Here is a 23,564-nt window from a genome sequence, read left to right on the forward strand (position 1 = left end):
ACCGCGCACCAGGCTGCCCGACCTCGATCTTTCGACCCCACACGCGATGAAATTCGGTTGCGACCGTGCTCTGCCGCTGAACCAGAATGTTGGCTATAGTTATGCATAGTCAGCTAAGATGGGGTCGATCAGGAAGGCAGACATGACCAGAATCGAAGGCGCTATCGCACTGGTGACCGGCGGGCAGCGCGGCCTCGGCCGCGCGTTCACCGCCGAGCTCCTGGCGCGCGGCGCGGCCAAGGTCTACGCCACCGCCCGCAAGCCCGAGGCGGGCGATGACGCCCGCGTAGTGCCGCTCGAATTGGAGGTTACCGATCCGGATTCGGTTGCGGCCGTGGCAAATCGGGCCACTGACGTAAACATAGTCATCAACAATGCGGGTGTACTGCGCCCTGCGCCGCTACTGCATGCCGAAATGGCCGATGTGGCCGAAACATTCGAGACCAACGTCTTCGGTCCCCTGCGCATCGCCCAAGCCTTCGCTCCTATCCTCGCCGCCAATGGTGGTGGCGCACTGGTGGATATCCACTCCGTGCTGTCCTGGAGCTCCGGAGCCGCGGCCTACGGTGCGTCCAAGGCCGCCCTGTGGTCTGTGACCAACTCCCTGCGCATCGAATTGGCGGCGCAGGGCACCCAGGTCATCGGCGTCCACCTCGGCTTCGCCGAGACCGACATGGTGAAGGCCATAGATGCCGCCAAACTCAGCCCCGCCATGGTCGCCGCCGCAGTCGCCGATGGCCTGGAAGAGGGGGCGAACGAGGTCCTCGTCGATGAGTTCACCCGGCAGGTGAAGGCCTCCCTGTCCGGTCCCGTCGAGAACCTCGTTCTTCCCTTCCGTCGCTGACACATCGCTTGGCCCAAAGGAATTCACCATGCCGCTCTGGCACATTTACCACCCCGCGAACACCTATACCCCCGAGGACAAGCAAAACTTCGCCCGGGACATCACCACCTACTACGCCCGCTTCGGTCTGCCGGAGTTCTATGCCGTAGCTCTGTTCCACGAACTCGCTGCCGACTCCTTCTACGTGGGCGGCAAATCCACCGCCGCCTCGGTGCGCATCACCATCGACCACCTCGCCCGTCAACTGGACGACCCCGAAATGCGAAAACGCATGACCCGAGGCCTCGACACGCTCATGGCCCCTTACACCCACGATCGCGGCCTGTACCTCGAATTCAATATCAACGAGGTCGCCCGCGACACCTGGATGATCGCCGGCCTCTTCCCGCCACCGGTTGGGAGTGATATCGAGGAGACCTGGGCAAAGGAAAACAAGCCTATCCCGTACTGAAGTCGCCCGCGGGCCGTCTCGCCGCGATCAGCGCGGCGAGACCGGTACCGAATGCTGTGGGCGGGGTCGGCCGTTCCTCACTGGCTCACGACGCTCTTGGCGCCCACCATGCGCACCATGCTGAGGATCGGCAGTCCGATCACCAAATGTTCGATCGCGGTGGAGATACCGATCCAGAGGTGGCTCGACAATGCCAGTGGAATGATCACCGCCGCGGCGGTGAGGATTCCCACGATCCAGTTGAAGAACAATTCCGGTGAGGGAGTGCCCAGGCGCAGCAGATACCAGAGCACCCCGGCCAGCAGCGTGCAGATGAAGGCCACGGCCGCGAACCAGTACGCGTCCTGGGACATGGGGTTCCACACCCCGAACTTGCCGCTCTCGGTCACCCGGGTGGCAATGATCTCGATGATCCAGGCGCACAGCCAGCCCGCGAGCGCGGTCACCACCGCCGCCGCGAACACACCACCAACGAACATACCGATGTTGACGTCAGGACCCTGCTGTGGTCGAGACTGCCGGTCCGGATAATCAGACTGTTGATACCTGCTGTATCCGTTGTCTTGGCTGTATCCGTTTTCTTGGCCGTAGCCGTGATCTTGGCCGTAGCCGTGATCCTGGCTGTATCCGTGATCCTGGCTATACGCCGGGTCACGGTAGTTCCCCGGCTGAAAACCGGATTCGTAACGTGCGGTGTGCTGGTCGCGCGGATCCCTGGGGTTCAACCGCCGATCACCTCCGTCGAGAGCATGCGTGTGCGTCGAGTGTAGGGCCGCCGCGAACAGGCTGCTGCCCGCTTGTCTGTTCCGGCATTCCGTTCACTCGGGGTCGGCACAGCTTGACATACGTCATCGGCGGTAAGGGAAGGCGACACCGGGTGAATCGTGGATCTCGCACGATTCGCGTGATCGATCCAAATCGGAACACGAACGGGTGCTTGATGATTCATCATGTCGCGGGTGTCCTGATCCTGGGCCGATGGCGTCCGGTTCCCGCACTTGGAGGGTCTGCGGATCGAGAGCTTACAACGCGGGCAGCCAAGCGGCCGAAGGCAACTGCCGCGCTAATCGCGCCAGACGGGCGGGCGCTTCGCAAGGAAGGCCGCCATCCCTTCGCGGGCGCCGGGAAGTTGGGCGGCGGCGGCCATGACTTCCAGGGCGAGGGCGTAGGCATCTGCTTCGGGGCGGTCGAGTTGGCTGTAGAGGGTGTGTTTACCGAGGGCCTTGCTGGCCCGGCTGCCTCGGGTAGCGCGGGCGAGCAACTCGTCGATGGCGGTGTCCAGCTCGCCGTCCGGCACCGCTCGGTTGATCAGGCCCCACTGCTCAGCGGTGCGGGCATCGATCGGGTCGCCGGTGAGGGCCAGTTCCATCAGGCGTTTACGGCCGACGGAACGCGCCACCGGCACTGCGGGAGTGTGGCAGAACCAACCTCCCTTGCCGCCGGGGAGCGCGAACCCGGCCGATTCGGCGGCGACGGCCAGATCACATGAGGCCACCAGCTGGCAGCCGGCGGCCGTGGCCAGACCGTGCACCCGGGCGATCACCACCTGCGGCACCGACTGCATGGTCGACATAAGCTCGGTGCACAGTGTGAGCAGTTCCCGCACACCGAGCAGATCGCGGGCGGCGACGTCGGCGAAATCATGTCCCGCGGAGAACACCGGGCCGTGCGCTCCCAGCACTATCCCGGTGGCGTCGGTCTCGCCGGCGGCCCGGAACGAGGCGAGCAGTTCGGCCAGATGCTCGCCCGACAGCGCATTGCGCCGCTCCGGCCGATTCATGGTGATGCGCACGGTGGCGCCGTCCCGCGCGACCAGCACATGCCGATTTTCCAAGGCGGTCATATCTCCACCGTAGATCTGCGGGCAACGAGACGACACCTCCGGAGTGATCCAGAACAGCCCGGACGAACGGACTGCGGACCGCTTCGTCGACGCCGCCTCAGCAGTGCCTATCTGCCCACGACAGTGGGACCAACCTCAGCGCTGAACCGGGCTAGGTATGCGGTAGCCCCAGAAGCGCGGGGGCGGTGATCATTTCGTGCGAGGTTTGCTGATGGCGTCTTTGGCGCGGTCCATCATGGCCGCGAATGGTCCGACGAGCAGATTCGCGCCCGCCGACTCGACGCCGGCGTGCGGACGTGTCGGCGCCATGGCTTCGGCGAATTTCACCGCTTTGCGGAGACGCTCGAGCTCATCGGGTTCCAGCTGGGAACGCAACCGGTTGAACTCCTCGTGCTCCTCGTGTTCGGCATGTGCGAGCACCCCGTCGCGCAGGGCCGCAAGCTTGGCGTCGAACTCGGGAGAATCGATATCGACCGCCTCGATATCGGCGAGCTGGCGCTTGGCTTTGTTCTCTTCCTCGAGACGCGCCTGAATGATGTCGGCGCCGTCATGAACTTCTCGCCGGAAGCGTGGGTGGACGATTTCTTCCTCGGCGGTTTCGTGGACCGCCAGCAAGCGGCGCAGTTCGTAGAACTTCTGCTCCCGCTGTTCCGCCGTTGGGGCCCGCTCGACCTCGGCGAACAGTTCGCGAATGCGCATGTGCTGCTCGATCAGGAACGTGACGACATCATCGGTGGTATTGATCGACGTTGCTTCCACGATCGTCTCCTTGGACAGGTAGTACGGTCAGCGCGAATTGCGCTGCTGCCGCCTTACCCCTGGAAGGGGACGGCAAACACCTCGCAAGCTGGGTCACCTCGTTTGCGTCATGTGTGTGCACCGCCGCGAAGCCAGTCGGACCAGGGGATGCCCCAATCGCCGTTCTGCCAGATGTCGAGCGGGTCGCCGCCGGTGTTGCGGACCTCGACGACGTCGCCGGAGATGACGAAGTCGTAGAACCATGCGGCGTCGTCGGGGGAGATGTTGAGGCAGCCGTGTGAGACGTTGGTGTTGCCTTGGGCCCACATGCTTGCGGCCAGTTCGTGAACGTAGATTCCGTCGTGGCTGATACGGACCGCATGGTTGATACTGGTGCGGTAGCCGAGTCCGGAGTTGGTGGGCAGGCCGTAGCTGGCGGAGTCCATGATCACCGGGTCTTTTCGGTCCAGCACGGTGTATATGCCCGGTCGGGTCCAGAACGACATGGCTCTGCCGCCGATGGTTGCGGTGCCGCCCCTACCCATCGATGTGGGCATGGTGCGCACCAGGTTTCCGTTGTCGAAGACCTCGATCTGTTTGGTGTCGTCGTCGGCGATCGCGACGTGCGCGGGCCCGATGATCACCGACACTCGTTGGTCGCGCAGGCCGTAGCGACCTTCGCCGAGCGCGAGGCCGAACAGTTCGGCCGCGACCGTGACCCTGGTTCCCGGTGCGTGATAGTGCTCGGGCCGCCAGTGTGCGTTCTGATCGTCGAGCCAGTACCAGGCACCGGCGACGGCCGGCTCGGTGGTGACCTCGAGATGAGGTTCTGCGGCTGCCCGATCGACGGGTGCGTCGAAATGGGCGACGAGCACGAAACCTACTCCGTAGGTGTCGTTTTCGGCCAGCTCGACGAGATTGGCGGAGCGCAGGGAGACGTCGACGAGTTGTTGGGGTCGCACCGTGGTGCAGGTTGTCGTCGCGGTGACGTCGCCGGTTTCGCCGTGAGCCACGGCTTTCGCGGTGTAGGTATGTCCGTAGCCGAGTGGTTCGGCACTGGTCCAGCTTCGGTTATCGGGTGTCGATGCGCCCGGCAGTGATCTGCCCGTTTCATCGATCCATTCGACCCACCGCAGCGTCCCGTCCGTCGCGGTGATAGTGCCCGTGCTGCGCGCTTGGACATCGTGGGTGCCAGGTGGGGGATCGAATCGGATTGTGGCGGATTTGGGTGGCGGCGCGGGTTCTCGCACCCACCCGCATCCGGCCAGGGCCAGGCCACCCGCACCGGCGAAGCCAATCAGCAGCCGACGACGTCCCAATGCCACCGTCTATCTCCCTTCTTCGGGGTGCTGGGCGGACCTCTGTCCGTCAGCATGCGGCAGCGACGCGCCGGCTGAGACACCGACGACCAGCATCTCCACCGATCCGTCGCACAACCGATACCTTTCGGCGATCGATACGACGGTCATCGGCGGTCTGTGAAACCCCAGATGGTCACACGGTCCCGCGACAAGTCTCCCCAGGAGCGTTGTTTGGCTATCCGAATGTGGGTTATCCGCCAGAAGACCGGCTGGAACCAGCAGGCCGGGCACCTTCGAACAAAGGGGCCGCAATCATGGGCACTGTAGACAAGGCAAGGAATAAGGCTGACGAACTCTCCGGTAAGGCCAAGGAGAAGTTCGGCGAGGCAACCGACGACAAGGACAAGAAGCGCGAGGGCAAGGCCGATCAGACCAAGTCCAACCTCAAGGATGCAGGCGAGAAGGTCAAGGATGCCTTTCGCGACTGACTTGTCCATGAGTGCACGTTCCATCTCGGCCGAACGCATACGCGGCGGCATTCGGGACGAGCCCGTAAAGGAGCCGATATGAGCACTGTGGCCGCGACCGTCGATGTCGAAGTACCGGTTCGCACCGCCTACAACCAATGGACGCAGTTCGAGACATTTCCGCAGTTCATGGTCGGTGTAGAGGCGGTAGACCAACTCGACGACAAGCACACCCATTGGCGTATCCACGTTGGACCGGCGACCCGGGAATTCGACGCCACCATCACCGAGCAGCATCCCGACGAACGTGTCGCGTGGAAGTCCGACAGTGGTCCCGACCACGCGGGTGTGATCACTTTTCATCGTCTGGACGACACCCACACGCGGATCACCGCGCAAATGGAGATCGATCCGGAGGGATTCGTGGAGAACGCCGCCGATAAGCTCGGCGTGCTGAAGCACCGCGTCAATGGCGACATGCAGCGCTTCAAGCAATTCATCGAAGGCCAGCAACATGAAACGGGCGCGTGGCGTGGGGATATTCCACGCCCTGACGCTCGATGAACTCGGATTGTCTGACCGCTCGCGCTCTACGCCCGCTCTTCGAAACGTTGAGATGCCGCACCCAGCGGCATTTCTTCCAGTAGTACGAACGCGAGCGGGTCCGGGCTCGAATGGGTCTGTCGCCCTTGCCGGTCACGCGTTGGCCAGCAACACACGATCGAGCTGCAACTTCGATAAACGGGGGTGTACATCCTGGATCCTGAGGCGTCTACTGGAATATGTAGTACACGGGTTGATCATCGTGGCTGTGCGACTCCCGTGGCCGTGGCAGGGTGTGCGTAGTGACGCGTGCTGGCATTACGCGCATGACCGATACCAGCACCGAAGGGTTTCTGAGGCCCTTCGAGTACAGCAGCGAAACCAGGTAGCAGGCCATGATCGTTCTCGGAATCATTCTTCTTATCGTTGGATTCATATTCAGCATCCCGATCCTCTGGACCATCGGGATCGTGGTCCTCGTCATCGGCCTCGTGTTATTGCTGTTGGGGTCGACGGGCCGCGCCGTCGGCGGGCGACGCCATTACTACTGACCCTGGATCGCGTTCGCGCGCTGATCCGATCGCCACCATCGCCTGAGCACGCTCAGCGTCGGCGGCCACCGACCTCATGTCAGAGCCAGCTCCACGTGTCGTCCGCCCGCCCTGCAACACCGTCGAACAGTGATGCACGGCCCGACCGAACGCATGAGCACTGTCAACTCGACGTGCTCAGCACCGCGATGTCGCGCGTTCCTGGCCAGAATTGGGGCATCGCGTTCACTCTGCTTCCAGGATCGGAAGGAGCAGGGCGAGGTGCAGCGCGGACAAGCTTATGCGGCGTTGCGATGTGGACGTTCGAGTGTGTTCCGCGCGCGTTCCAGTACCTGTTGTGGCTCGAAGTGGTCGGCCTGCCACGAGTCGGTGCCGATGCCCACCTTGCCGCGCCAGGCCCGCACGATCTTGACGTGCACCGGCCATCGCACGAATCGGCGCATGTCCTGCTCCGATTCCCACACCGTGATGGATCCGCCACGCCGCGCGGTGGGGTTCCCCCACAGCCACAGGCCCACCGCGCCCTGCATGACCGGCCAAGTGTTCCCCAGTTCGAGCCCGATCTCATAGATACTGCGGACTTCCTCCTCGGACCGGGCCAGGAAATCGGTCACGCTGACGAACACATGCCCGGAAACGTCCTGGCGCGGACCGGGTTTCCATGGCATGAGCACGATGCCGTCCGCGAATGGCTGTTCAGGAAGCTCAATAGTACGCACATGCGTATAGTACGCACACGCGTACCATTATGGGAAGAGTGTGGTTCGAACTCAGCTGATCCGCGCAGGGGAGTGGAACCACGGCAGCGGCCGATCCATATGCGGGAAGCCGGTTCGGACGGCCCCCGGGTCCATCTCCGGTCCTGGTCGAAAGCTCAGAGCCGGTCCAGCGGGTCGAGTTCACCGCGTCGGGCCGTGATCATTGCCGGACGTGGCGAAGTCGGGATTGCGCGAGGACACTGAAGGTGTAGTAGCGCCGAATTCGACTCCAGGAGCAATGTGATGGCACCCGACAGGCCTTTTGGAATCGATCCGGAAGAATTCGAACGCGCGTTGCGAGAGGCGGGGATCGAATTCCGCGACCTCCTCGCGAAGGCCGGCGAGTACATCGATCGCACAAGCGTGAGTACGCTGGCGTCGCTGCTGGGTCAGTTCGGTCAGTCGGAGCGTACGCGGCCACCGAAACCGGAGGGCGAGACCACCGGCGAGACCGGCAGTGGAGTATGGGTCATCTACAGCATCGATGACGCCGGCGAGGCCAGGGTCGAGCAGGTTTTTCCGAGTGAACTCGAGGCCTTGCGTGCGCATCGCGACAATACCGACGAACGCCGTCGCGTGCGGTTCCTGCCCTATGGTGTCCCCGCAACCGCGCTGGGCACCCAAGTGCGCAGCTCTGATTGATAGCGGCGCAATAGACGAGCAGTCCGTGTCAGCGACTCATGTAATTCGGCGTGCGGCCAGGCTCATAACGCCCGGTAAGCGAAGGCCGAATCGTCGGTATCGAGATTGCCGGTGACGGCGCGCAGTCAGTTAACGGCGGAAGCGAGGGGATCGTCGTGGCGCGGCATATTCGGCCTCTGTCTCAGGGATGAAGCGCGCGCACCTCGAGTACCTCGTCGAGTGGTCGTCGTGGTGTCGGGGCCGGTTCGCTTTCCTCGGGCGTAATGCCGATGCGGATCACGACCTGGGGCACGTCCGGGTTGGGAATCAGGTCGGCGAGTACCGAACGGCTGGCGACAAGTTCGGTGATATGGGTGAGCGCGCAGGTGGCCAGGCCGCGGGCGGTGCATTCGAGCAGCACCTCCGACAGTGCCTCGCCCGTACGCAGCCATTGTGCAGGCGATTCACCGAGGATGCTGAGCACTACCAATCGGGACTGGTCCTCGAGCTGGCCGCGGCGCAGCGAATAAGGCGCGGATGGAAAGCTGCGGCCGACATCTACCCTCGCCGCCTCGGCATCCGATGCCAGGGCCACCGCGGGGACACCCTCTTTGACATCTGAATGTCCACTCCACCAATGCAATTCGGTCTGATACGGCATATCGTAGCGGCGCAACGCGGTGGCATGATCGGTGGCGGCGGCGACCCGGAATCGCTCACTGTCGGCGACCTCGTCGACGGCCACATGATGTGGTCTCGCCAATTCGCGAATGGCGTCGAATGCCTCGATCCAGCCGGGCGGAGCCAGCATCGGTAACCGGTCGGTGCGGCGTCGGCGAATGGCGCGGATCCGGGCGGCGGTCGTATTCAGCGAGCCGGGCCACGGCCGGAAATCGAGCGTTGCCAAATGCGCCGGCAGATTCGGATCAGGGGTCCGGATTACATCGGCGAACCAGCCCATCGACAGGAATGCCAGACGGGCATGGTCGAGCACGGCACCGCAGCTGATCACCAATTGCCTGCCGAACGGATCGGCCGACCGCAACAGTCGATCGGAATCGCTGAACAGTTGCAATCGCTCACCATCGAACACCCAGCGCCACGGTTGGGTATTGTGCACCGACGGGGCCCGACAGGCGAGCATCAGCGCCATTCGTACAGTGCGCAGCTCGGGAGTGTCAGCACGATCGCTTGCGTTCATCCCTCGAGTCTCGCGCTCGCCCCCTTACCTCACCACGGCCACTGCGCACCCATTCGGGGGCCAATGGTCACCGCGCATGAGGTCCTCGGTCAACCGGTCCGGGCACCTCGGCGCGGGGCTCGCGCTATTGCGCACCTTTGCCGGTGGATGCCGGAAGATGTTGTGCGCATACGGCTTCCACGAATTCGCCGACGGTGGTGTCGGGCAGGCTTCGGGATAGGTCGGCCTCGGTGATGATGCCGACAAGCTTGCCCGCCTCGGTCACCGGAAGTCGTCGGATCCGATGCCGCTCCATCATTGCCAGCGCGGCTTCGATATCGGTGCCGATGTCGACGGTGCGTAGACCGTCGCCCTGGGCCATTTCGCCCGCAGTGGTCGTGCGGGGATTCGCGCCGGTGGCAATGCATTTGACGACGATGTCCCGATCGGTGACGATCCCGACCGGATGTCCCTCGCCATCGCAGATCGGCAATGCGCCGACATCGAGCTGACGCATCCGCTGCGCCGCGTTTTCCATGGTGTCGCGGACCGTAATGCACGCGACGTCGGGCTGCATGATGGCCTGTGCGGTTGTCATGGCTGGCTCCTTTCCGAATGGACCTTCGCGACCATCATGGACAGGTCGAAGTGGATTAACGAGGGCCGATAGTCACCACTGACGGGGGAATCGACACTGGTAGCGGCGAGTCCGCAGCGTCGGTGTGATAAAGCCGGAGTCCTCGATTCAGGGGACCTTCGACCCTGTTCAGCGCTGTTGCGCATGGAGAGACTGCTGAGGTCGTCTGCCGAAGAGGAGGTTGTCTGGTGAGTACGTCCGAGCTGTGGTCGACCAGGGTTGTGCGAGCGTGAGCGAGTTCGCTGCGACCGGCTATCCCGGGCACGCGGTTGTCGAGCTCGATCGCACGACGGCATTGGACCTGCTCGCGACCATCCCGATCGGTCGAGTGGTGTTCAGCCGCGATGCATTGCCGGCGATCCGTCCGGTAAATCATCTGGTCGAGGTGGACGGCCGCATCATCGTGCGGACCCGTCTTACGTCCATGCTCACCTCGGCAGTGCGTGGCAACTCCGATGTGGTGGTCGCCTACCAGGGCGACGAGATCCACCCACACCGCCGCACCGGCTGGTCGGTCGTGGTAACCGGGCTCGCCCGCCCGGTCACCGATCCCGAGCGCATTGCCCGCTACGAGCAACTGCTGCGTCCCTGGGTAGACCAGGTGACAGATTCCGTCATCGAGATCGAGCCCTCGATCGTGTCCGGCATCCGGCTCGTCGACAAGGCCGCGTAATGAAAATCGCGCTGATCATGAGACTGCTTCCGGTACCGATCAGCAGCGGGCGGGTACGACTCGGTCGTAGTCATGAGTCCTGTCCGACCGGCCGACTCATTCCGCGCCATTCCCGGTCCAGCGCCGCATAGCGGCGGATGCGCATTAGCGAGCCGGTGCCATAGCCCAAAAGGGCTGCACCACTCCAGATTACGGCGAGCACCGTCGTGCCGATGCCGATGCCACTGTTGGCGGCGTTGATGGGGCGCACCGGCGGCGTGGTCACTTTGCCATTGCCGTCCAACCACACTCGTACCGCATCGCCCGGCGCGGACTTGTCGGGTACCTCGCTGGTCGTCGTACCGGAGCGGTCGTTCTGATTCCAACGTACGGTCGCGTCGAATCGTTCGGTGGTCGACCCGTAGGCGTCGACGGTCACGATCCGTACCGGCTTCGTCGTAATAGTCGCTGGCACAGCGACTTTCGTCGCGTTCTCGACCCGGATCCGGCTTGCGGCCGCGGTGTAGCCCGCGGTACCTGCCGCCCCCGCGACCGGCACTGCGACAAGCATGACAATGACCGCGAACAGCCACACCAGTGCCTCGACTCGATCCGATAACCGCATCAGCGAACTGGTGTGCCACGGTCGTCGCCGCCATAAGCGGGTCGGCATGGACGGGTATTCCGACACTTCGATCACCTCGTACCCTGTGTCGGGGCGTCCGGTTCGGATATCGATTCCGCGGCCCGGTCCGGATGCGACAGCTCATCTTCGACGATCAGCCAGTCTCTTGGTTGTGCGTGCATGACCGGACCTGCGAGTAGTTCAGGCTGCCTGCGCAGGATGCGGACGAGGAAGTAGCCGGTGACGGCGGCCATTGTGGCGGCCATCAACAAGCCGCCGCCGATGCCGATCAGCACCACGAGCGCCGTGGACTGTCCGGGCTGCCACAGCGGGCTGGTGAACGCGATGAAAACGAACAGCCCGGCCAACCAGGCCAGGGCGGTCGCACCGATCCAGCGGCCCGCACCGACTACAAAGTGGCGCAACACAAACCACTGTGCGACGCCGAGTGACAAGAGCAAGACGATCCCGCCGACCGCTGCTGTGGGCACCAGCACCCATGGCGACCACGTATCGAGTCCGGCACCGGCCAGCACCGGGACCGCACCTATCGACCAGGCCACCAATGCCCCGAATGCGGTGGCGCGAATCCAGTCGCCGGAACGCATTCCGGGCACCGCCGACCGCAACACCGCGGCTTGGAACCAGCCGAGCACACTGCCCTCGACCACGCCGGCCATCAGCAGCGCGACGGCAGCGACGACCGGCGCGGCATCGCGCACCAGCGCGCCGGTCACCGCCGGTGCCGCGAAGCCGAGCAATTCACCCGACGTCACACTCGTGAACCAGCGCCGCCACAGTCCCCACCGTTGCTTCTTCTGCACGTGCGCAGCGCCCATCATCGGCTCGCGCGCAGCAGACAACTCGATCACAACGAGAGGATCGGTCGTCGGCACCTCGGCGCGAGGAAACGCCGTCTGATAGATCGCTGCCGCTTCCTCGCGCTGCAGCGAATCGGGTTGTGCCACATGCCCCATACCGCGATACCACCGCCCATCGAGCCACACCGAAAGCGGCCGGGGTGAACAGAAGTTGCGCCACCAGGTCTTTGTGTCGGCGCGAGCGACCCGGACGACCACGTTGTCGCCCGCGCGGGCGTAGGACACGGGTAAGGCGATATGACGACCCGAGCGCCGCGCCTGATATCGCAGTTCGCACAGGTTGTTCCGCAGTACGTGGGCAAACGGGGAGTGCAATGCCGACAACATCACGGATGCGCCGAATCCCGGTGCCTGATATCGAGTCGCGCTGGTCGTCATATGTCAATCGTCACGCCGTCGCGTGCTGCGGCGACAGGACCGAATGGCACCGACGCCGCAGCCGTTGGCCCTCGAGAGTCGCGGTCCCGGGCCATGAGCATGCTGTCCGAGGCCTGCGTGTGATAGCCCCAGGCCCCCGGAATATGCCACTACCTCGGCCCGCGGCAGCGTACATACTCGCCTCCGATGTTGCGGAGATCGACCGGGCCTGCTGGTCGACGACACCGCGCAGGTCGCCAGACAGCTCAGATAATGCTCGGCGACCGGAACCGCTGCCAGGTCTTCCGAATCGGCGGCCCATGACCGACAGGCATGACCGGCTCGTATCGTAGGCCGCCGTGGACCGGATCCCCGTCGGTCAGTCCTGGGGGCGGGCGATGATCACGGGGCAGTCGGCCGCATGCAGGACGGCCTGGCTGGTGGAACCCAGGGTCATGCCGGCGAAGCCGCCGTCGCCGTGACTGCCGACCACGATCAGTTGTGCGCGTTCGGCGGCGGCGAGGATGCGCTTGGCGGGACGGTCCTCGGTGACCACTCGTTGCACGCGGACCTCGGGGTACTTCTCGGTGTAACCCGCCAGACTTTCGGCGAGCAGTTCCTCGGCCTCGTTCGCCATATCGTTGCGGGGGATATAACGATTGAATTCGGACCAGGTGTGCACCGCTACCAGGGCCGCGCGGCGCCGCGACGCCTCATCGAAGCCGACGTCGAGGGCCCGGATGCCGTCCGGGGAGCCGTCGACACCGACCACGACCGGGCCGAGCGCCCGCTCGGGCGCCACGGCCTCCGGAATCACCGCGACCGGGCAGTGCGCATGCCGGGCCAGCGAGGTGCTGACCGAACCGAGCAATCCGCGCCGAAACGCGCCGAGGCCGCGGGTACCGACGACCAGCAGTCTGGCCTCCTTCGATCGGTCGCACAGCACGGGGATGGGCGGTGCCTCGACAACGAATGTCTCGATATCGATCGGGTGGATCGAATCCGATACGGCGACAGCGGTTTTGCGTGCGAGCGCGACCGCGGCGGCACCGGCTTCGCGATAGACGTCGTAGTCGATCTGGTTAAAGGCGATACCCGGTCCGTAGTCGACTGGTGCGCCGATCGCGTAGATGATGTGCAGGGGCGCGCCGTGTCGGGCCGCGTCGATGGCAGCCCACCGCACGGCGTCGACGGAATCGGCGGATCCGTCGGCGCCGACGAGGACGGGCGGATTGACGGTATTGGTGGACATGGATTTCTCGACTTTCTGGAGCGGAATCAGCGCGGGCGTCCACGTCGGCACCGACAACCACTGCGGCCGAAGCGATTCGGTGCGCGCTGCTATGCGGGTGAGTCATGGGCTGCCTTCGGGTCCGACAATCGGATACCCGTAGGTTAGGAACTCCGGGAGGGCAAGCACGCCTGTCCAAGGTCACGAATCCGAGGGCCGAAAGGCTGCGCTGTTCGCCCTGCCGCTATCTGCCTGCCGCGAGATATTTCAGGGCAGCGGCGCCGACCAGCGCATCACCGTGCCACCTCCGGGGCGGTTCTCGATGCTGAACGTGCCGCCCGCGTCCTTCGCCCGTGCCGCCATATTGGCCAATCCGCTGCGCCGCGCGATGTCATCGGGGACGCCGATACCGTCGTCGGTCACCTCGATGCTGACATCGTCACGCACTTTCAACTCGACCGCTACGGTGCTCGCCGACGCATGCCGCACCACATTGCTCACGGCCTCGCGCAATACCGCCTCGACATCGTCGGACAGCGGCGGCGCGAGTACCGTCACCGGACCGGCCAACCGAACGGTGGTGCGCAGCCCGGAATCCGCCGTCATTTCGACGATGATCCCGTGCAGGTGCTTACGATATTTGGAGGAATCCGCGGTGGTATTGCTCTGCAGATCGAAGATCGAATGGCGAATGTCCTGCACGATCGCCTGCACGTCGTCGATCGTCTCCATCAGCCGAGACCGCACCTCAGGCGCCCGGGCCCGCTGCGCGGTGCCCTGTAGGGACAGACCGACGGCGAACAGACGCTGGATGACGTGATCGTGCAGACCCCTGGCGATCCGATCGCGGTCGGACAGCACATCGAGTTCACGCATACGCTCCTGGGTATCGGCCAGTTGCAACGCAAGCGCGGCTTGGTCGGCGATGGTGGCCATCATCGTCTGTGCCGCGACGTCGAGTGGGGCCGCGGCGGCAGGGCGCAGGGTGGTGAGCACTCCGATGACAGTACGTCCGGCTCGCAGCGGAAGTATCAGCGTCGGACCGAATTCGACAGGGACATCAGGGAACGGGTTGTGTGCCAGTTTCTGGACCGACAACATCTGTCCTCGGCGAAAAACCTCACCGGAATTCGACGCCGCTACCGGCAGGCGTTGGCCGGTGAGTGCGTCGGCGTCGATCCCGGCAGCCGCGACCACCACCAACTCGGTGACCTCATCGGCCGGTATATCGGGATCCTCGGGCCGGGCGATGAAGGTGCACGATGATTCGGTCAGCGTCAGGGCTCGCTGGACGACGAGTGCGAGGACCTCGCTCGATTCACCGGCGACCAGCAGTTCGGTAGCAACATCCCTGGTCGCTTCGAGCCACTGCTGGCGGTCGCGGGACTGCTCGTAGAGACGGGCGTTCTCGATGGCGATGCCCGCGGCAGCGGCCAACGCCTGCACCACTACCTCGTCGTCCTCGGTGAACTCCAGTCCGCCCGCTTTCTCGGTGAGATAGAGGTTGCCGAACACTTCGCCACGGACCTGGACCGGAACGCCGAGGAAGGTGTGCATCGGCGGATGGTGTTCGGGAAAGCCGACCGAGGAGGGGTGATCCGAAAGATTGGTCAGCCGAATGGGTTTCGGTTGCTCGATGAGCAGACCCAGCACCCCGTGCCCGCGTGGCAGATCGCCGATCAGGACGCGGGTGCGGTCATCGATGCCCTCGTACACGAATTCGGCGAGCTGATTGCTCATCGGATCGGTCTCCCGAACACCCAGCGCGCCGAATTCCGCATCGACCAGTTCGATGGCGGTGTGCACGATCGTACGCAGCGTATTGTCGAGATCCAGACCGGCCGTGATGACCAGCATGGCCTCCATCAACCGATCCATCCGGTCGCGCGCATCGACGATCTGCGTGATGCGGTCTTGGACCTCGATAAGCAGTTCACGCAGCCGCAGCTGAGACAGGGTCTCAGTCACTGGTGGCCTACTGCTGTGGGCCGCCCCGGGCGACTGGCGTTCCATACCGAACATTCTTTCACGGTCGGCCCACCGAATTCGGTCGACGGCCACGAATCGACCGGTAGGTCGCCTACTGTTCCTGCTGGTTCAGTTTCGAGGCCAGTACAGCTGCCTGCGTGCGGCGTTCGACACCGAGTTTGGTCAATAACCGCGAGACGTAGTTCTTTACCGTCTTCTCCGCCAGGAACATCCGGCTCGCGATCTGCCGATTCGTCAAACCCTCACCGAGCAGGGACAAAAGTGCGCGTTCCTGTTCGGTAAGGCTCGCAAGCGGCCCGGTCTTCGCCTCCGCTTCCGCACGCAGTTTCGCCATCAGCGCCGCAGCGGCCCGGTTGTCGAGCAATGATTTGCCCGCGCCGACCTCACGGATCGCATCGATCAGCTCCAGGGTCGTGATGTCCTTGACGACGTAGCCGCTGGCTCCGGCCAGGATGGCGTTGAGCATGGCCTGCTCGTCGGTGAACGAGGTGAGGATCAGACAGCGCGGCGCCGAATCGGCGGACAGCAGTTCACGGCACAGTTCGATGCCGTTGCCATCCGGCAGGCGGACGTCGAGAACGGCGACATCGGGACGCAGCGCGGGAATTCGGGCGAGTGCCTGCGCGAACGTACCCGCTTCGCCGACCACCTCCAGGTCTGATTCCAGGGCGATGAGGTCGCCGATACCGCGGCGGACGATCTCGTGATCGTCAACCAAGAACACCCTGATCATGTCTTGCACCTCTCGCTGCAACCGAACTCACTCAGCGTACGGAGCCGCCCGCTTCGGTGTGTCGGCATTGGACCCCACCCTGGTGACCAAAGTCCCTTGATCCGTCCGATTCGGCTGCCGCGCGGCCGTCGGTCCCACTCTCGGCCGATGAGCCGCCCGAAGTCCCGTCAAGAGGGGCCGTCGTGCTCTTATCGGTGGCGCCGCGTCGGTGAGACCGTTGGTCGAAATCGATGAAGGAAGGCGACATGGACCACGGATTGCCCGATGACAGCACTGTCAACACAGCACTGGCACTCGCAGTGCGGGCGCCGTCGGTACACAATGTTCAGCCGTGGCGGTGGCGGGTCGGTGCACGTTCCATCCACCTGTACCTCGACCCTGCGCGTACACCGACCGGGACCGACCCGGATCAGCGCGATCTAGTGCTGAGTTGTGGTGCGGCACTACATCATCTGCGCATAGCGTTCGCGGCGCTCGGCTGGTCCGCGGTGGTGCATCGGCTGCCGAATCCGGCGGATCCGAACCATTTGGCCGCGATCGAGTTGGTGCGGCATCGGCCGACATCACTGGATGCCGCATTGAGCGCGACGATTTCGAGACGCCAGACCGACCGCAGGCATTATTCGTCGTGGCCGATCCCGCATGGATATCTGGGGCTGGTGACCGAACGCGCCGCAACACTGGGTGCCATCGTGACGCAGGCCGGCGACCGCCCACGCGAGGTGCTGGTAGAGACAATGCGCACCGCAGCCGCCCGGCACGCCGACGATCCGGAATATCGCTTCGAATTGGTGAATCGGTCCGGCAGGCACAGCTCGGACGACGGTGTGCCGACCAGGAACGCTTTTCGTGCGCGACCGCGTGATGAACTGTCGGCCCGCGAGTTCGCGGCACCCGCGTCAGCCGACGGTGCGCACGAACCCGATTACGCCGAACTGCTGGTGATCAGCACATCGGCCGACAATCGGCTTTCGCGGTTGCGCGCGGGCGAGGCGATCAGCGCGGTGCTGCTGACCGCCACCAATATCGGCCTGGCCACCTGCCTGCTCACCGAACCGCTCGAGCTTGCGGACCTGCGCCGCAGGGTGCGCCACGAGGTGCTCGACGACATCGCACAACCGCAGGCGATCCTGCGGGTCGGCTGGCTCCCGACCAGTGCACTGTCGTTGCCGATGACACCGCGACGGTCGGTGGCCGATGTGCTCGACCCGTTCGAGTCGGCTGCTGCCGGCTGATCCCCGACCACCGAACCCAGTCGCGCAGGCGCCGCTAAGCCGATGCGGTGCAACGCTTTACGATCGCATCCAAGGCCGCGGCCAAACCAGCGCGGGCCTCCCGCGCGATCGGCCGCAATGCGGGCTGTCGCGTATGGACGACGAGGATGTCCGGGTCGACGACTTCGACGACGGTGGCATCGTTGTGGGTGCGCACCACCACATTGCAGGGCAGCAGTAGACCGATCTCCCGGTGGATGTCCAGTGCCCGGTGCGCGAGCTGCGGGTTGCAGGCGCCGAGGATCAGGTAGTCCTCCATGTCGACGTCGAGTTTCACTCGTAGGGTGGCGCGCACGTCGATTTCGGTCAGGACGCCGAAACCCTGTTCGGCCAAGGCCGCACGCACGATGGCAACAGTGTCGGCGAACGGGGTGGGCACCCGCACGAGGAGTTCGGCGGGCGCGACCGGAATGCGGATCTCGGTGACCAGGTCGCGCGCATCGACGACCTCGTCGGGAGCAACCAGGTACACCTCGGTCGGCGGTCCCACGGGTTGGAACGACGAGGTGCGCAACCAGTTCTCCAACGCTCGGTACGCATCGCCGATGTGCTGATAGTCGCCGCGATGGGTGGTGCGGGCGAACAGGCCCGGCTCGGTCCGACGCACCATCGCCTGATCGCCGTTGTCGCCGATGGGCCCGATGGTGACCGGTAGATCGAAGTCGACCTCGGTCGAGGTGTCCGCGCGGAGGTCACCGAGGTAGGTGGTCGATGGCGAACCGACCGGAGCCAGGCCGGTGGTGGTCGCCAGTTCGTACAGCGCCCGCATCCCGGCATCAATATCGTCGCCCGCGTGGTCGGCGCGGATGGCGCGCCGCAGTTCGAGAACGGTCTGCGGGGATGCTTCATCGATCAGGATGCGGTAGGGCATCGGAGTATCCTTCGGTCTCAGACCCGATTCGTGAGGCGATCGAGTTCGGTATGCGCCAAGCGCTCACCCCAGGTTCGAGCGCGTTCCAATTCACCTTGGGCGAGGGGGCCCTGCATACCATCGACCAGAAAGTCCACCGGATCGTCGGCGAGCTCATATCCCAAGCGCCGCAATCGTTTTCCAGCTCCACGTGCGGCCGATCCCGGCAGCCACCACGGGTTGGCGGCTTTCGTGCCGAAGGCCGCGGCCCGGGAACCCCGGGGGACCGGCAGCGCCGCGTCGAGCCATTCGCGGATTCCGATATCGACCGCGATCGGCGCGTCGGTCTGCTCCGCGGCATCGCGGCGGGTTCGCGTGCGACTCAGTCCGAAGGCGTGGGTGGGTCCGCCGACCACCAGCAGACCGATTGCCGGCTCCGACATCTCCGCGGCGGCGGCGACGCAGAGCAGCTCCACTTCGGCGTATGTGCGCAATCCGTCGGCGATCGCCCGGGCGACGGCGGCGGTATTGCCGAACATCGATTCGTATACGACCCGTGCCCGCATCTCAATCTCCCAAGTTACCTATGACCTGCGGAAATAATTTCGACACTACGTCCGGACCGCAGTGGCGCACAGAGCCGAACCGACACTTCCCGAGTGACCTTCGACCGTCGACGGAAATCCGACGACGGGTGCAAGCATGAGACCGCGAGCAGGGGCCACTCGACCCATCCGGGAAATGACCTTCTTCTCTGCTCGTGCCACTGTCGAAGCGCCATGCTCGAGTACATGGCTGACGAAAGCGCTTTGCACTCGAAACAATCCGATGCGCCGATCCTCGCGGCCGTGGATGCGTCGGCGAATTCGTATCAGGCGGTCGCGTGGGCGGCGGCCGAGGCCGCGATGCGTCATCGCAGGCTGCACATTCTCACTTCGGTGGGAATCCAGATGGGTTACGGCCCCGGTGTGCTGCTGACGGAATCCGACACCGAGTGGCTGCGTCGCGACGGCGAGAGCATCCTGGCCGAGGCCACCCGCCTCGCACGGATAGCCGCACCCGACGACAATCTCGCCATCACCACCGAGGTGACCTTCGACCTGATCATTCCGACACTGATCGAACGCTCCACGCACGCCCACATGCTGGTAGTCGGCAGCTGCGGTCGCGGCGCGTTCCAGCGCGGATTACTCGGCTCGGTGACCACCGCCGCCACCCATCACGCCCACTGCCCGGTCGCGGTGATCCACGCGATCGCGGCGATCGATCCAGTATCGGCGACCCGACCGGTGCTGGTCGGGGTCGACGGCACACAGAACAGCACGCCCGCCATCGAACTCGCCTTCGAGGAGGCATCGCAACGCAACGTGGACCTGATCGCCCTGCACGCATGGAGCGACACCAGCGCGGTCGATCTGCCGCTGGTCAACTGGGAGACCGCACGCGTTTCGGCGGAGGCGGTGCTCGCCGAAAGCCTCGCGGGCTTTGCCGAACGCTATCCAGATGTGAAGGTGCATCGAATCGTGGTGGCCGACAGATCGGTTCGCTCGTTACTCGACGCATCGGCCGACGTCCAACTGGTCGTCGTCGGCTGCCGTGGCCGTGGCGGATTCGCCAGCATGGTCCTCGGTTCCACCAGCAACGGACTACTGCATTCGGTGGAGGTGCCGATAATCGTGGTGCGTTCGAACTGAGCTCGAGGCGAGAGCACGGGACCAGCCTCTCCCCAGAAGGAAACCCCTGATCAACGGCCATCCATGGGTAGCTTGCCGGACACCTCTAGTGCCGATCGGCCCTCAATCCAGGGACCGGCGGCCCTGCCCGGATATGACTACCCGGCAATACGGTGGACGACAATGTGACCCACGAGCAAGGCAGCCGCAAATGACATTGGTGAGATCCGAGAACACCCTCGCCGACTTCGTCGAACCAATCGATGCGATCGTGCACCTCAGGCAAGACTTTCCCACCGTTTCGACCGAGGCACTGTCTGCCGCCGTCAACGGTGCAGAGCGAGAGCTGAACGACGTGCCGCCCGAATGGCTGCCCGAACTCGCCGAACGATTGGCGTGGTGGCGTATCAGAACAGCCACCACGGCCTCGCGTTCATGGACTCCGGGTTCGTATACCACTGGCTCGGCGGGTCAATAGTCGTAGTGCAGCGACCGTGGAAGGTGCCTGCCGAGGGTTGTGGGCGGTCCCGGCGTGTGCGGCCGCGCCGCCGAGCGGCAGATCCGGTCGGCTCCGATTACGGGACGATGGTATTCGACTGTGCGGCGGGTAGACCGAGTGATTGCGCGATGGTCGCGGACCAGGCGCGGATGGCGCCCCAGTCACGCAGATCGCCGTAGCGGCCACCGCCCATCAAGCGATACAGCATCCTGGCTTTCAGCGACACGCCGACGTGTTCGTAGTGTCCGGAGAACGCCTGGTATTCCCGCGGCGCTATCGAGTCGCGCAGCGCGGCGATCTTCTTCGGCACAATCCGGCCGATTCGGCTTCCGATGGGGCCGCCGAGCGCGGGGCCGAGGCCGACACTGAAGAGCCAGACATTCTTTTTCCGCAATACCTCCCGGTGCGTTCGCACGAAGGTGACGGCCGCGGGTAGGAAGTCCATATCGTGGATCGCACTACCGAGCACGACCGTGTCGAAGCGGGACAGCTCCGGTGCGTGCTCGGCGTCACTGAGCTCCACCTCGGCGCCCTGCTCGTCCAGCTCTGCGGCAATGAACTCAGCGATATCGCGGGTCGATCCCTTTTCGGTCGCGTATACGACCGCGATGCGAGGTGCGTTCGATTCCATACCCTCAGCGTCGCGCAAAAGCCCGACCGCTGGTCAGAGCCGTGATACCCGCCGGTCGAGGACCAACGGCCCCATTCAGTGCGTCGCTGCGGCGGGCCCGTAGCGGCCTTAGCCGGTGTCGGCGACCGACGGAGCAGGAATCGCCACCAGAGCTCACCCAGAGTCCCGAAGGCGAGCAACGCAATCGCACCGATCGCGACGGTCGTCTAAGCACTCGCCGAATTGCCGTTGGCGTCGGCGACCGCGGACAATCTCGACCAGCTGCGCGTCGATACGGAGCGGGTGCCGAGGACGCCACGCGGTCTGGGCGGGGGCGCCCGCTGTGGCGCTGGCCAACTCCACTGAACGGACAAAGATCATCGCGTACGACGCCCTTCGGTCAGTCGGGCACGGGTTTGTCCTGACTGCGGCGCGCGTCCAGTTCGACCACGCTGTCCCGGTGCGGCAGGCGGCGGGCGGTGGCGTGGGCCAGCAGTTCGGCGATGCCTTCGCGGATGCCGTCAGCGATGACCTCGATATCGGGTGTGGTGTCGTAGTCGCCGGTGATGCCGAAGGCCAGGTTGTCGCCGTAGCTGAGGATGGCGATCGCGGTGCGCAGCCGCATGGCGATCGGTATGCACGGCAGCAGTTCCAGCACCTGACTGCCCTGCATGGTCAGCGGTCGCCGTGGGCCGGGCACGTTGGTTGCCAGCGCCCCGACGCCGCGCTGGGGGAATCGCGCCGCGAGCCGGACGGTCCATGCGAAGGGGGCGAACGGGAGCCGCGCGGCCAGCGCCAACATCGAATTCTCGGCCTGCGCCCCGCCTTTGGACTTGTGCTCGGCCATCCGGTCATGGATTCTGCCGAGTCGTTCGACAGGGTCGGCCATGTCGATCGGCAGATGTGGCAGCAGGACCGAAACCCGGTTGTCGAGTACATATTTCGCGTCCGCCGGGCGCATCGACACCGGCACCATGATGCGGAGTTTATCGCTGGTCGGCGCCTCGCCGCGGCGGGTGAGCAGGGTCCGGTAGGCCGAGGCGACCGCGGCCAGCACGATGTCGTTGACCGTCACACCGAACGCCGCGCTGATATCGCGCACCTCGGCGAGCGAGGTACGCACGGCAACGTATCGACGCTGTTGTCCGATGGGCCCGTTCAGCGAGGATTCGGCAGCCGGGCTGATAGCGGCCATCGCGATCGGGGCAAGGCTGCGCAGCGTGCCGGCAACGAAGCGGGGTGCATCGAGCGGTATCCGCAGGGTCTTGACCGTCCAGTCGAATAATCCGGCCGCAGTATCGCTCTGGTGATCCTGTCTCGGCGCGCGAGTGGGCGCCTTGTCGGCGGGCCGGTCGCAAAAGCCCTCGAACAGCGAGATGCCCGAGACCCCGTCGACGAGGCTGTGGTGTGCTCGCACGATCAGCGCCCAACGGTCATCGGCTAGATGTTCGACGACGGTGCACTGCCACAGCGGATGGTCGCGGTCGAGCCGCTCCGCGAGTTCGGTCGCGATCAGCTCGAACAGCGTCGCCTCATCGCTCGGTTCGGGCAACGCGGCCCATCGGATATGGCGCGCCACATCGAAGTTCGGATCGTCTTCCCACACCGGTGCGACGAGGTCCAAGGGGGCGCGCCGGACCCGCTGCCGCAGCCGGGTGTTGTCCGCGAGTCGCTCAGCCATCGCTTCGGTGAATTCGGCTCGCTTCGGTGCGGTGCCGGAAATGATGGCGACCGCACCGATACCAAGGCTGATATGCCGGTCGGAATCCTCGAGTTCCATGAACCCCGAATCCAGCGGATGTAGTTCGGTCATACCGACCACCTTCGGCGGCAGCCGCCAACCATCACTGTGGTCGCCTGAGAAACTGCCTCTGCTACACCTCGATTGTCGTGATATCCCGGCTGCTCGTAGCAGATGCGAAGGTAACTCACCGAGGTGACCGTCGTCATGAATTCTGGCCGACCCGGCCGTTCATCCCGCGCCATTCCCGGTCCAAGGTCGCGCGGTCGCACGCGTCGGCCGCAGCAGATCACATCGGTCGACCCGATTGTCTCTGCTGCGCTGAGCGGTCCATAGGTGGTGTCCGGCGGGGCAGGTCCTTGCACGGCAACGCACCATTGCGGGTGTGGAGACGCCGCGCGCTCACTTCTCCTTGTGTGGTGGGTTGAGCTTCGTGGCCAGTACAGCGGCTTGGGTGCGTCGTTCGACGCCGAGCTTGGTCAACAGCCGGGAGACATAGTTCTTTACGGTCTTCT

At 64.7% G+C, this 23,564-nt stretch carries 27 protein-coding genes; 10 read left to right on the forward strand and 17 right to left on the reverse strand.

The genetic code is table 11. The annotated features are described in order from the left end of the window. Window positions 1–142: 142 nt before the first annotated feature. Window positions 143–844 carry an SDR family oxidoreductase gene (locus ACIBJI_RS21890; protein ID WP_364351573.1) on the forward strand — a complete coding sequence of 234 codons (702 nt, stop codon included), beginning with the start codon at window positions 143–145 and terminating at the stop codon, window positions 842–844. Window positions 845–872: 28 nt separating this feature from the next. Beyond that, window positions 873–1,295, forward strand: coding sequence for a tautomerase family protein (locus tag ACIBJI_RS21895; protein ID WP_396956843.1), 423 nt, complete (start codon window positions 873–875; stop codon window positions 1,293–1,295). 77 nt (window positions 1,296–1,372) lie between these two features. Here ACIBJI_RS21895 and ACIBJI_RS21900 read toward each other — a convergent pair whose 3' ends face one another. From ACIBJI_RS21900 to ACIBJI_RS21915, 4 genes are all read right to left on the reverse strand, one after another. Continuing rightward, window positions 1,373–2,020 (reverse strand): hypothetical protein, encoded by a 648-nt coding sequence (locus tag ACIBJI_RS21900; RefSeq protein ID WP_364351579.1) that lies wholly within the window; start codon window positions 2,018–2,020, stop codon window positions 1,373–1,375. A 338-nt stretch (window positions 2,021–2,358) separates the two neighbouring features. Then, complete coding sequence (locus ACIBJI_RS21905; RefSeq protein WP_364351582.1) at window positions 2,359–3,138, reverse strand: enoyl-CoA hydratase-related protein; 780 nt, start codon at window positions 3,136–3,138, stop codon at window positions 2,359–2,361. Window positions 3,139–3,327: 189 nt separating this feature from the next. Next, window positions 3,328–3,897, reverse strand: coding sequence for a hemerythrin domain-containing protein (locus ACIBJI_RS21910; protein ID WP_364351585.1), 570 nt, complete (start codon window positions 3,895–3,897; stop codon window positions 3,328–3,330). A gap of 107 nt (window positions 3,898–4,004) precedes the next feature. Then, on the reverse strand, window positions 4,005–5,201 hold the full coding sequence (locus tag ACIBJI_RS21915) for an Ig-like domain-containing protein (RefSeq protein ID WP_396956844.1): 1,197 nt from the start codon (window positions 5,199–5,201) through the stop codon (window positions 4,005–4,007). Between the two features lie 290 nt (window positions 5,202–5,491). Between ACIBJI_RS21915 and ACIBJI_RS21920 the strand changes: the two genes are divergently transcribed. The 3 genes from ACIBJI_RS21920 to ACIBJI_RS21930 all read left to right on the forward strand — a co-directional run bounded on the left by ACIBJI_RS21920 (window position 5,492) and on the right by ACIBJI_RS21930 (window position 6,738). Next, window positions 5,492–5,665, forward strand: a complete 174-nt coding sequence (locus ACIBJI_RS21920; RefSeq protein ID WP_364351591.1) for a CsbD family protein — start codon at window positions 5,492–5,494, stop codon at window positions 5,663–5,665. 78 nt (window positions 5,666–5,743) lie between these two features. Next, entirely contained in the window at window positions 5,744–6,208 is a 465-nt protein-coding gene (locus ACIBJI_RS21925; protein ID WP_364351594.1) for an SRPBCC family protein, read from the forward strand. A gap of 374 nt (window positions 6,209–6,582) precedes the next feature. Further along, on the forward strand, window positions 6,583–6,738 hold the full coding sequence (locus ACIBJI_RS21930; RefSeq protein WP_364351597.1) for a DUF6131 family protein: 156 nt from the start codon (window positions 6,583–6,585) through the stop codon (window positions 6,736–6,738). Between the two features lie 278 nt (window positions 6,739–7,016). On the opposite strand, the gene ACIBJI_RS21935 is transcribed toward ACIBJI_RS21930, so the two are convergent. Continuing rightward, window positions 7,017–7,457 carry a hypothetical protein gene (locus ACIBJI_RS21935; RefSeq protein ID WP_364351603.1) on the reverse strand — a complete coding sequence of 147 codons (441 nt, stop codon included), beginning with the start codon at window positions 7,455–7,457 and terminating at the stop codon, window positions 7,017–7,019. Between the two features lie 282 nt (window positions 7,458–7,739). Here ACIBJI_RS21935 and ACIBJI_RS21940 point away from each other — a divergent pair, with 282 nt between their 5' ends. Next, on the forward strand, window positions 7,740–8,138 hold the full coding sequence (locus tag ACIBJI_RS21940; RefSeq protein ID WP_364351606.1) for a hypothetical protein: 399 nt from the start codon (window positions 7,740–7,742) through the stop codon (window positions 8,136–8,138). A gap of 181 nt (window positions 8,139–8,319) precedes the next feature. Here ACIBJI_RS21940 and ACIBJI_RS21945 read toward each other — a convergent pair whose 3' ends face one another. Both ACIBJI_RS21945 and ACIBJI_RS21950 read right to left on the reverse strand, forming a co-directional pair. Next, a complete protein-coding gene (locus ACIBJI_RS21945; protein WP_397085472.1) occupies window positions 8,320–9,318 on the reverse strand; it encodes an Acg family FMN-binding oxidoreductase in 999 nt (332 codons plus the stop codon). 124 nt (window positions 9,319–9,442) lie between these two features. After that, complete coding sequence (locus tag ACIBJI_RS21950; RefSeq protein ID WP_364351612.1) at window positions 9,443–9,895, reverse strand: CBS domain-containing protein; 453 nt, start codon at window positions 9,893–9,895, stop codon at window positions 9,443–9,445. 268 nt (window positions 9,896–10,163) lie between these two features. Here ACIBJI_RS21950 and ACIBJI_RS21955 point away from each other — a divergent pair, with 268 nt between their 5' ends. After that, complete coding sequence (locus ACIBJI_RS21955) at window positions 10,164–10,607, forward strand: pyridoxamine 5'-phosphate oxidase family protein (RefSeq protein WP_364351615.1); 444 nt, start codon at window positions 10,164–10,166, stop codon at window positions 10,605–10,607. Between the two features lie 70 nt (window positions 10,608–10,677). Here the strand turns inward: ACIBJI_RS21955 and ACIBJI_RS21960 are convergent, their stop codons facing one another. From ACIBJI_RS21960 to ACIBJI_RS21980, 5 genes are all read right to left on the reverse strand, one after another. Further along, complete coding sequence (locus ACIBJI_RS21960) at window positions 10,678–11,211, reverse strand: hypothetical protein (protein ID WP_364351618.1); 534 nt, start codon at window positions 11,209–11,211, stop codon at window positions 10,678–10,680. Window positions 11,212–11,282: 71 nt separating this feature from the next. Beyond that, entirely contained in the window at window positions 11,283–12,470 is a 1,188-nt protein-coding gene (locus ACIBJI_RS21965) for a hypothetical protein (protein WP_364351621.1), read from the reverse strand. 358 nt (window positions 12,471–12,828) lie between these two features. After that, a complete protein-coding gene (locus tag ACIBJI_RS21970; RefSeq protein WP_364351624.1) occupies window positions 12,829–13,701 on the reverse strand; it encodes a universal stress protein in 873 nt (290 codons plus the stop codon). Between the two features lie 246 nt (window positions 13,702–13,947). Next, complete coding sequence (locus ACIBJI_RS21975) at window positions 13,948–15,702, reverse strand: GAF domain-containing protein (RefSeq protein ID WP_397085475.1); 1,755 nt, start codon at window positions 15,700–15,702, stop codon at window positions 13,948–13,950. Between the two features lie 58 nt (window positions 15,703–15,760). Then, on the reverse strand, window positions 15,761–16,402 hold the full coding sequence (locus ACIBJI_RS21980; RefSeq protein WP_364351630.1) for a response regulator transcription factor: 642 nt from the start codon (window positions 16,400–16,402) through the stop codon (window positions 15,761–15,763). 245 nt (window positions 16,403–16,647) lie between these two features. On the opposite strand from ACIBJI_RS21980, the gene ACIBJI_RS21985 reads away from it, so the two are divergent. Next, window positions 16,648–17,637 carry an Acg family FMN-binding oxidoreductase gene (locus ACIBJI_RS21985; RefSeq protein ID WP_364351633.1) on the forward strand — a complete coding sequence of 330 codons (990 nt, stop codon included), beginning with the start codon at window positions 16,648–16,650 and terminating at the stop codon, window positions 17,635–17,637. Window positions 17,638–17,671: 34 nt separating this feature from the next. On the opposite strand, the gene ACIBJI_RS21990 is transcribed toward ACIBJI_RS21985, so the two are convergent. Beyond that, entirely contained in the window at window positions 17,672–18,547 is an 876-nt protein-coding gene (locus ACIBJI_RS21990) for a DUF302 domain-containing protein (RefSeq protein WP_396956852.1), read from the reverse strand. Between the two features lie 17 nt (window positions 18,548–18,564). Continuing rightward, the gene (locus tag ACIBJI_RS21995) at window positions 18,565–19,092 is read right to left on the reverse strand and encodes a flavodoxin domain-containing protein (RefSeq protein WP_364351636.1); all 528 of its coding nucleotides are present in this window, start codon (window positions 19,090–19,092) and stop codon (window positions 18,565–18,567) included. Window positions 19,093–19,317: 225 nt separating this feature from the next. On the opposite strand from ACIBJI_RS21995, the gene ACIBJI_RS22000 reads away from it, so the two are divergent. Both ACIBJI_RS22000 and ACIBJI_RS22005 read left to right on the forward strand, forming a co-directional pair. Further along, window positions 19,318–20,220 carry a universal stress protein gene (locus ACIBJI_RS22000; protein WP_364351639.1) on the forward strand — a complete coding sequence of 301 codons (903 nt, stop codon included), beginning with the start codon at window positions 19,318–19,320 and terminating at the stop codon, window positions 20,218–20,220. A gap of 190 nt (window positions 20,221–20,410) precedes the next feature. Then, window positions 20,411–20,677, forward strand: coding sequence for a hypothetical protein (locus ACIBJI_RS22005; RefSeq protein ID WP_364351642.1), 267 nt, complete (start codon window positions 20,411–20,413; stop codon window positions 20,675–20,677). A gap of 97 nt (window positions 20,678–20,774) precedes the next feature. Here ACIBJI_RS22005 and ACIBJI_RS22010 read toward each other — a convergent pair whose 3' ends face one another. The 3 genes from ACIBJI_RS22010 to ACIBJI_RS22020 all read right to left on the reverse strand — a co-directional run. Next, the gene (locus ACIBJI_RS22010) at window positions 20,775–21,329 is read right to left on the reverse strand and encodes a flavodoxin domain-containing protein (RefSeq protein WP_364351645.1); all 555 of its coding nucleotides are present in this window, start codon (window positions 21,327–21,329) and stop codon (window positions 20,775–20,777) included. A 379-nt stretch (window positions 21,330–21,708) separates the two neighbouring features. Beyond that, complete coding sequence (locus tag ACIBJI_RS22015; protein WP_364351648.1) at window positions 21,709–23,121, reverse strand: wax ester/triacylglycerol synthase family O-acyltransferase; 1,413 nt, start codon at window positions 23,119–23,121, stop codon at window positions 21,709–21,711. 330 nt (window positions 23,122–23,451) lie between these two features. Then, a partial coding sequence (locus ACIBJI_RS22020; RefSeq protein WP_364351676.1) for a LuxR C-terminal-related transcriptional regulator occupies window positions 23,452–23,564 on the reverse strand: 113 nt, incomplete at its 5' end.

The sequence above is a fragment of the Nocardia sp. NPDC050408 genome, assembly GCF_044458905.1.
In the GTDB taxonomy this organism is placed as follows: Bacteria; Actinomycetota; Actinomycetes; order Mycobacteriales; family Mycobacteriaceae; genus Nocardia.

Coding starts and splice junctions, on each gene's coding strand:
- ACIBJI_RS21890 (WP_364351573.1), top strand. CDS start 143: ATGACCAGAATCGAAGGCGCTATCGCACTGGTGACCGGCGGGCAGCGC.
- ACIBJI_RS21895 (WP_396956843.1), top strand. CDS start 873: ATGCCGCTCTGGCACATTTACCACCCCGCGAACACCTATACCCCCGAG.
- ACIBJI_RS21905 (WP_364351582.1), bottom strand. CDS start 3,138: ATGACCGCCTTGGAAAATCGGCATGTGCTGGTCGCGCGGGACGGCGCC.
- ACIBJI_RS21920 (WP_364351591.1), top strand. CDS start 5,492: ATGGGCACTGTAGACAAGGCAAGGAATAAGGCTGACGAACTCTCCGGT.
- ACIBJI_RS21925 (WP_364351594.1), top strand. CDS start 5,744: ATGAGCACTGTGGCCGCGACCGTCGATGTCGAAGTACCGGTTCGCACC.
- ACIBJI_RS21930 (WP_364351597.1), top strand. CDS start 6,583: ATGATCGTTCTCGGAATCATTCTTCTTATCGTTGGATTCATATTCAGC.
- ACIBJI_RS21940 (WP_364351606.1), top strand. CDS start 7,740: ATGGCACCCGACAGGCCTTTTGGAATCGATCCGGAAGAATTCGAACGC.
- ACIBJI_RS21945 (WP_397085472.1), bottom strand. CDS start 9,318: ATGAACGCAAGCGATCGTGCTGACACTCCCGAGCTGCGCACTGTACGA.
- ACIBJI_RS21950 (WP_364351612.1), bottom strand. CDS start 9,895: ATGACAACCGCACAGGCCATCATGCAGCCCGACGTCGCGTGCATTACG.
- ACIBJI_RS21960 (WP_364351618.1), bottom strand. CDS start 11,211: ATGCGGTTATCGGATCGAGTCGAGGCACTGGTGTGGCTGTTCGCGGTC.
- ACIBJI_RS21965 (WP_364351621.1), bottom strand. CDS start 12,470: ATGACGACCAGCGCGACTCGATATCAGGCACCGGGATTCGGCGCATCC.
- ACIBJI_RS21970 (WP_364351624.1), bottom strand. CDS start 13,701: ATGTCCACCAATACCGTCAATCCGCCCGTCCTCGTCGGCGCCGACGGA.
- ACIBJI_RS21975 (WP_397085475.1), bottom strand. CDS start 15,702: ATGTTCGGTATGGAACGCCAGTCGCCCGGGGCGGCCCACAGCAGTAGG.
- ACIBJI_RS21980 (WP_364351630.1), bottom strand. CDS start 16,402: ATGATCAGGGTGTTCTTGGTTGACGATCACGAGATCGTCCGCCGCGGT.
- ACIBJI_RS21985 (WP_364351633.1), top strand. CDS start 16,648: ATGGACCACGGATTGCCCGATGACAGCACTGTCAACACAGCACTGGCA.
- ACIBJI_RS21990 (WP_396956852.1), bottom strand. CDS start 18,547: ATGCCCTACCGCATCCTGATCGATGAAGCATCCCCGCAGACCGTTCTC.
- ACIBJI_RS21995 (WP_364351636.1), bottom strand. CDS start 19,092: ATGCGGGCACGGGTCGTATACGAATCGATGTTCGGCAATACCGCCGCC.
- ACIBJI_RS22000 (WP_364351639.1), top strand. CDS start 19,318: ATGGCTGACGAAAGCGCTTTGCACTCGAAACAATCCGATGCGCCGATC.
- ACIBJI_RS22005 (WP_364351642.1), top strand. CDS start 20,411: ATGACATTGGTGAGATCCGAGAACACCCTCGCCGACTTCGTCGAACCA.
- ACIBJI_RS22010 (WP_364351645.1), bottom strand. CDS start 21,329: ATGGAATCGAACGCACCTCGCATCGCGGTCGTATACGCGACCGAAAAG.
- ACIBJI_RS22015 (WP_364351648.1), bottom strand. CDS start 23,121: ATGACCGAACTACATCCGCTGGATTCGGGGTTCATGGAACTCGAGGAT.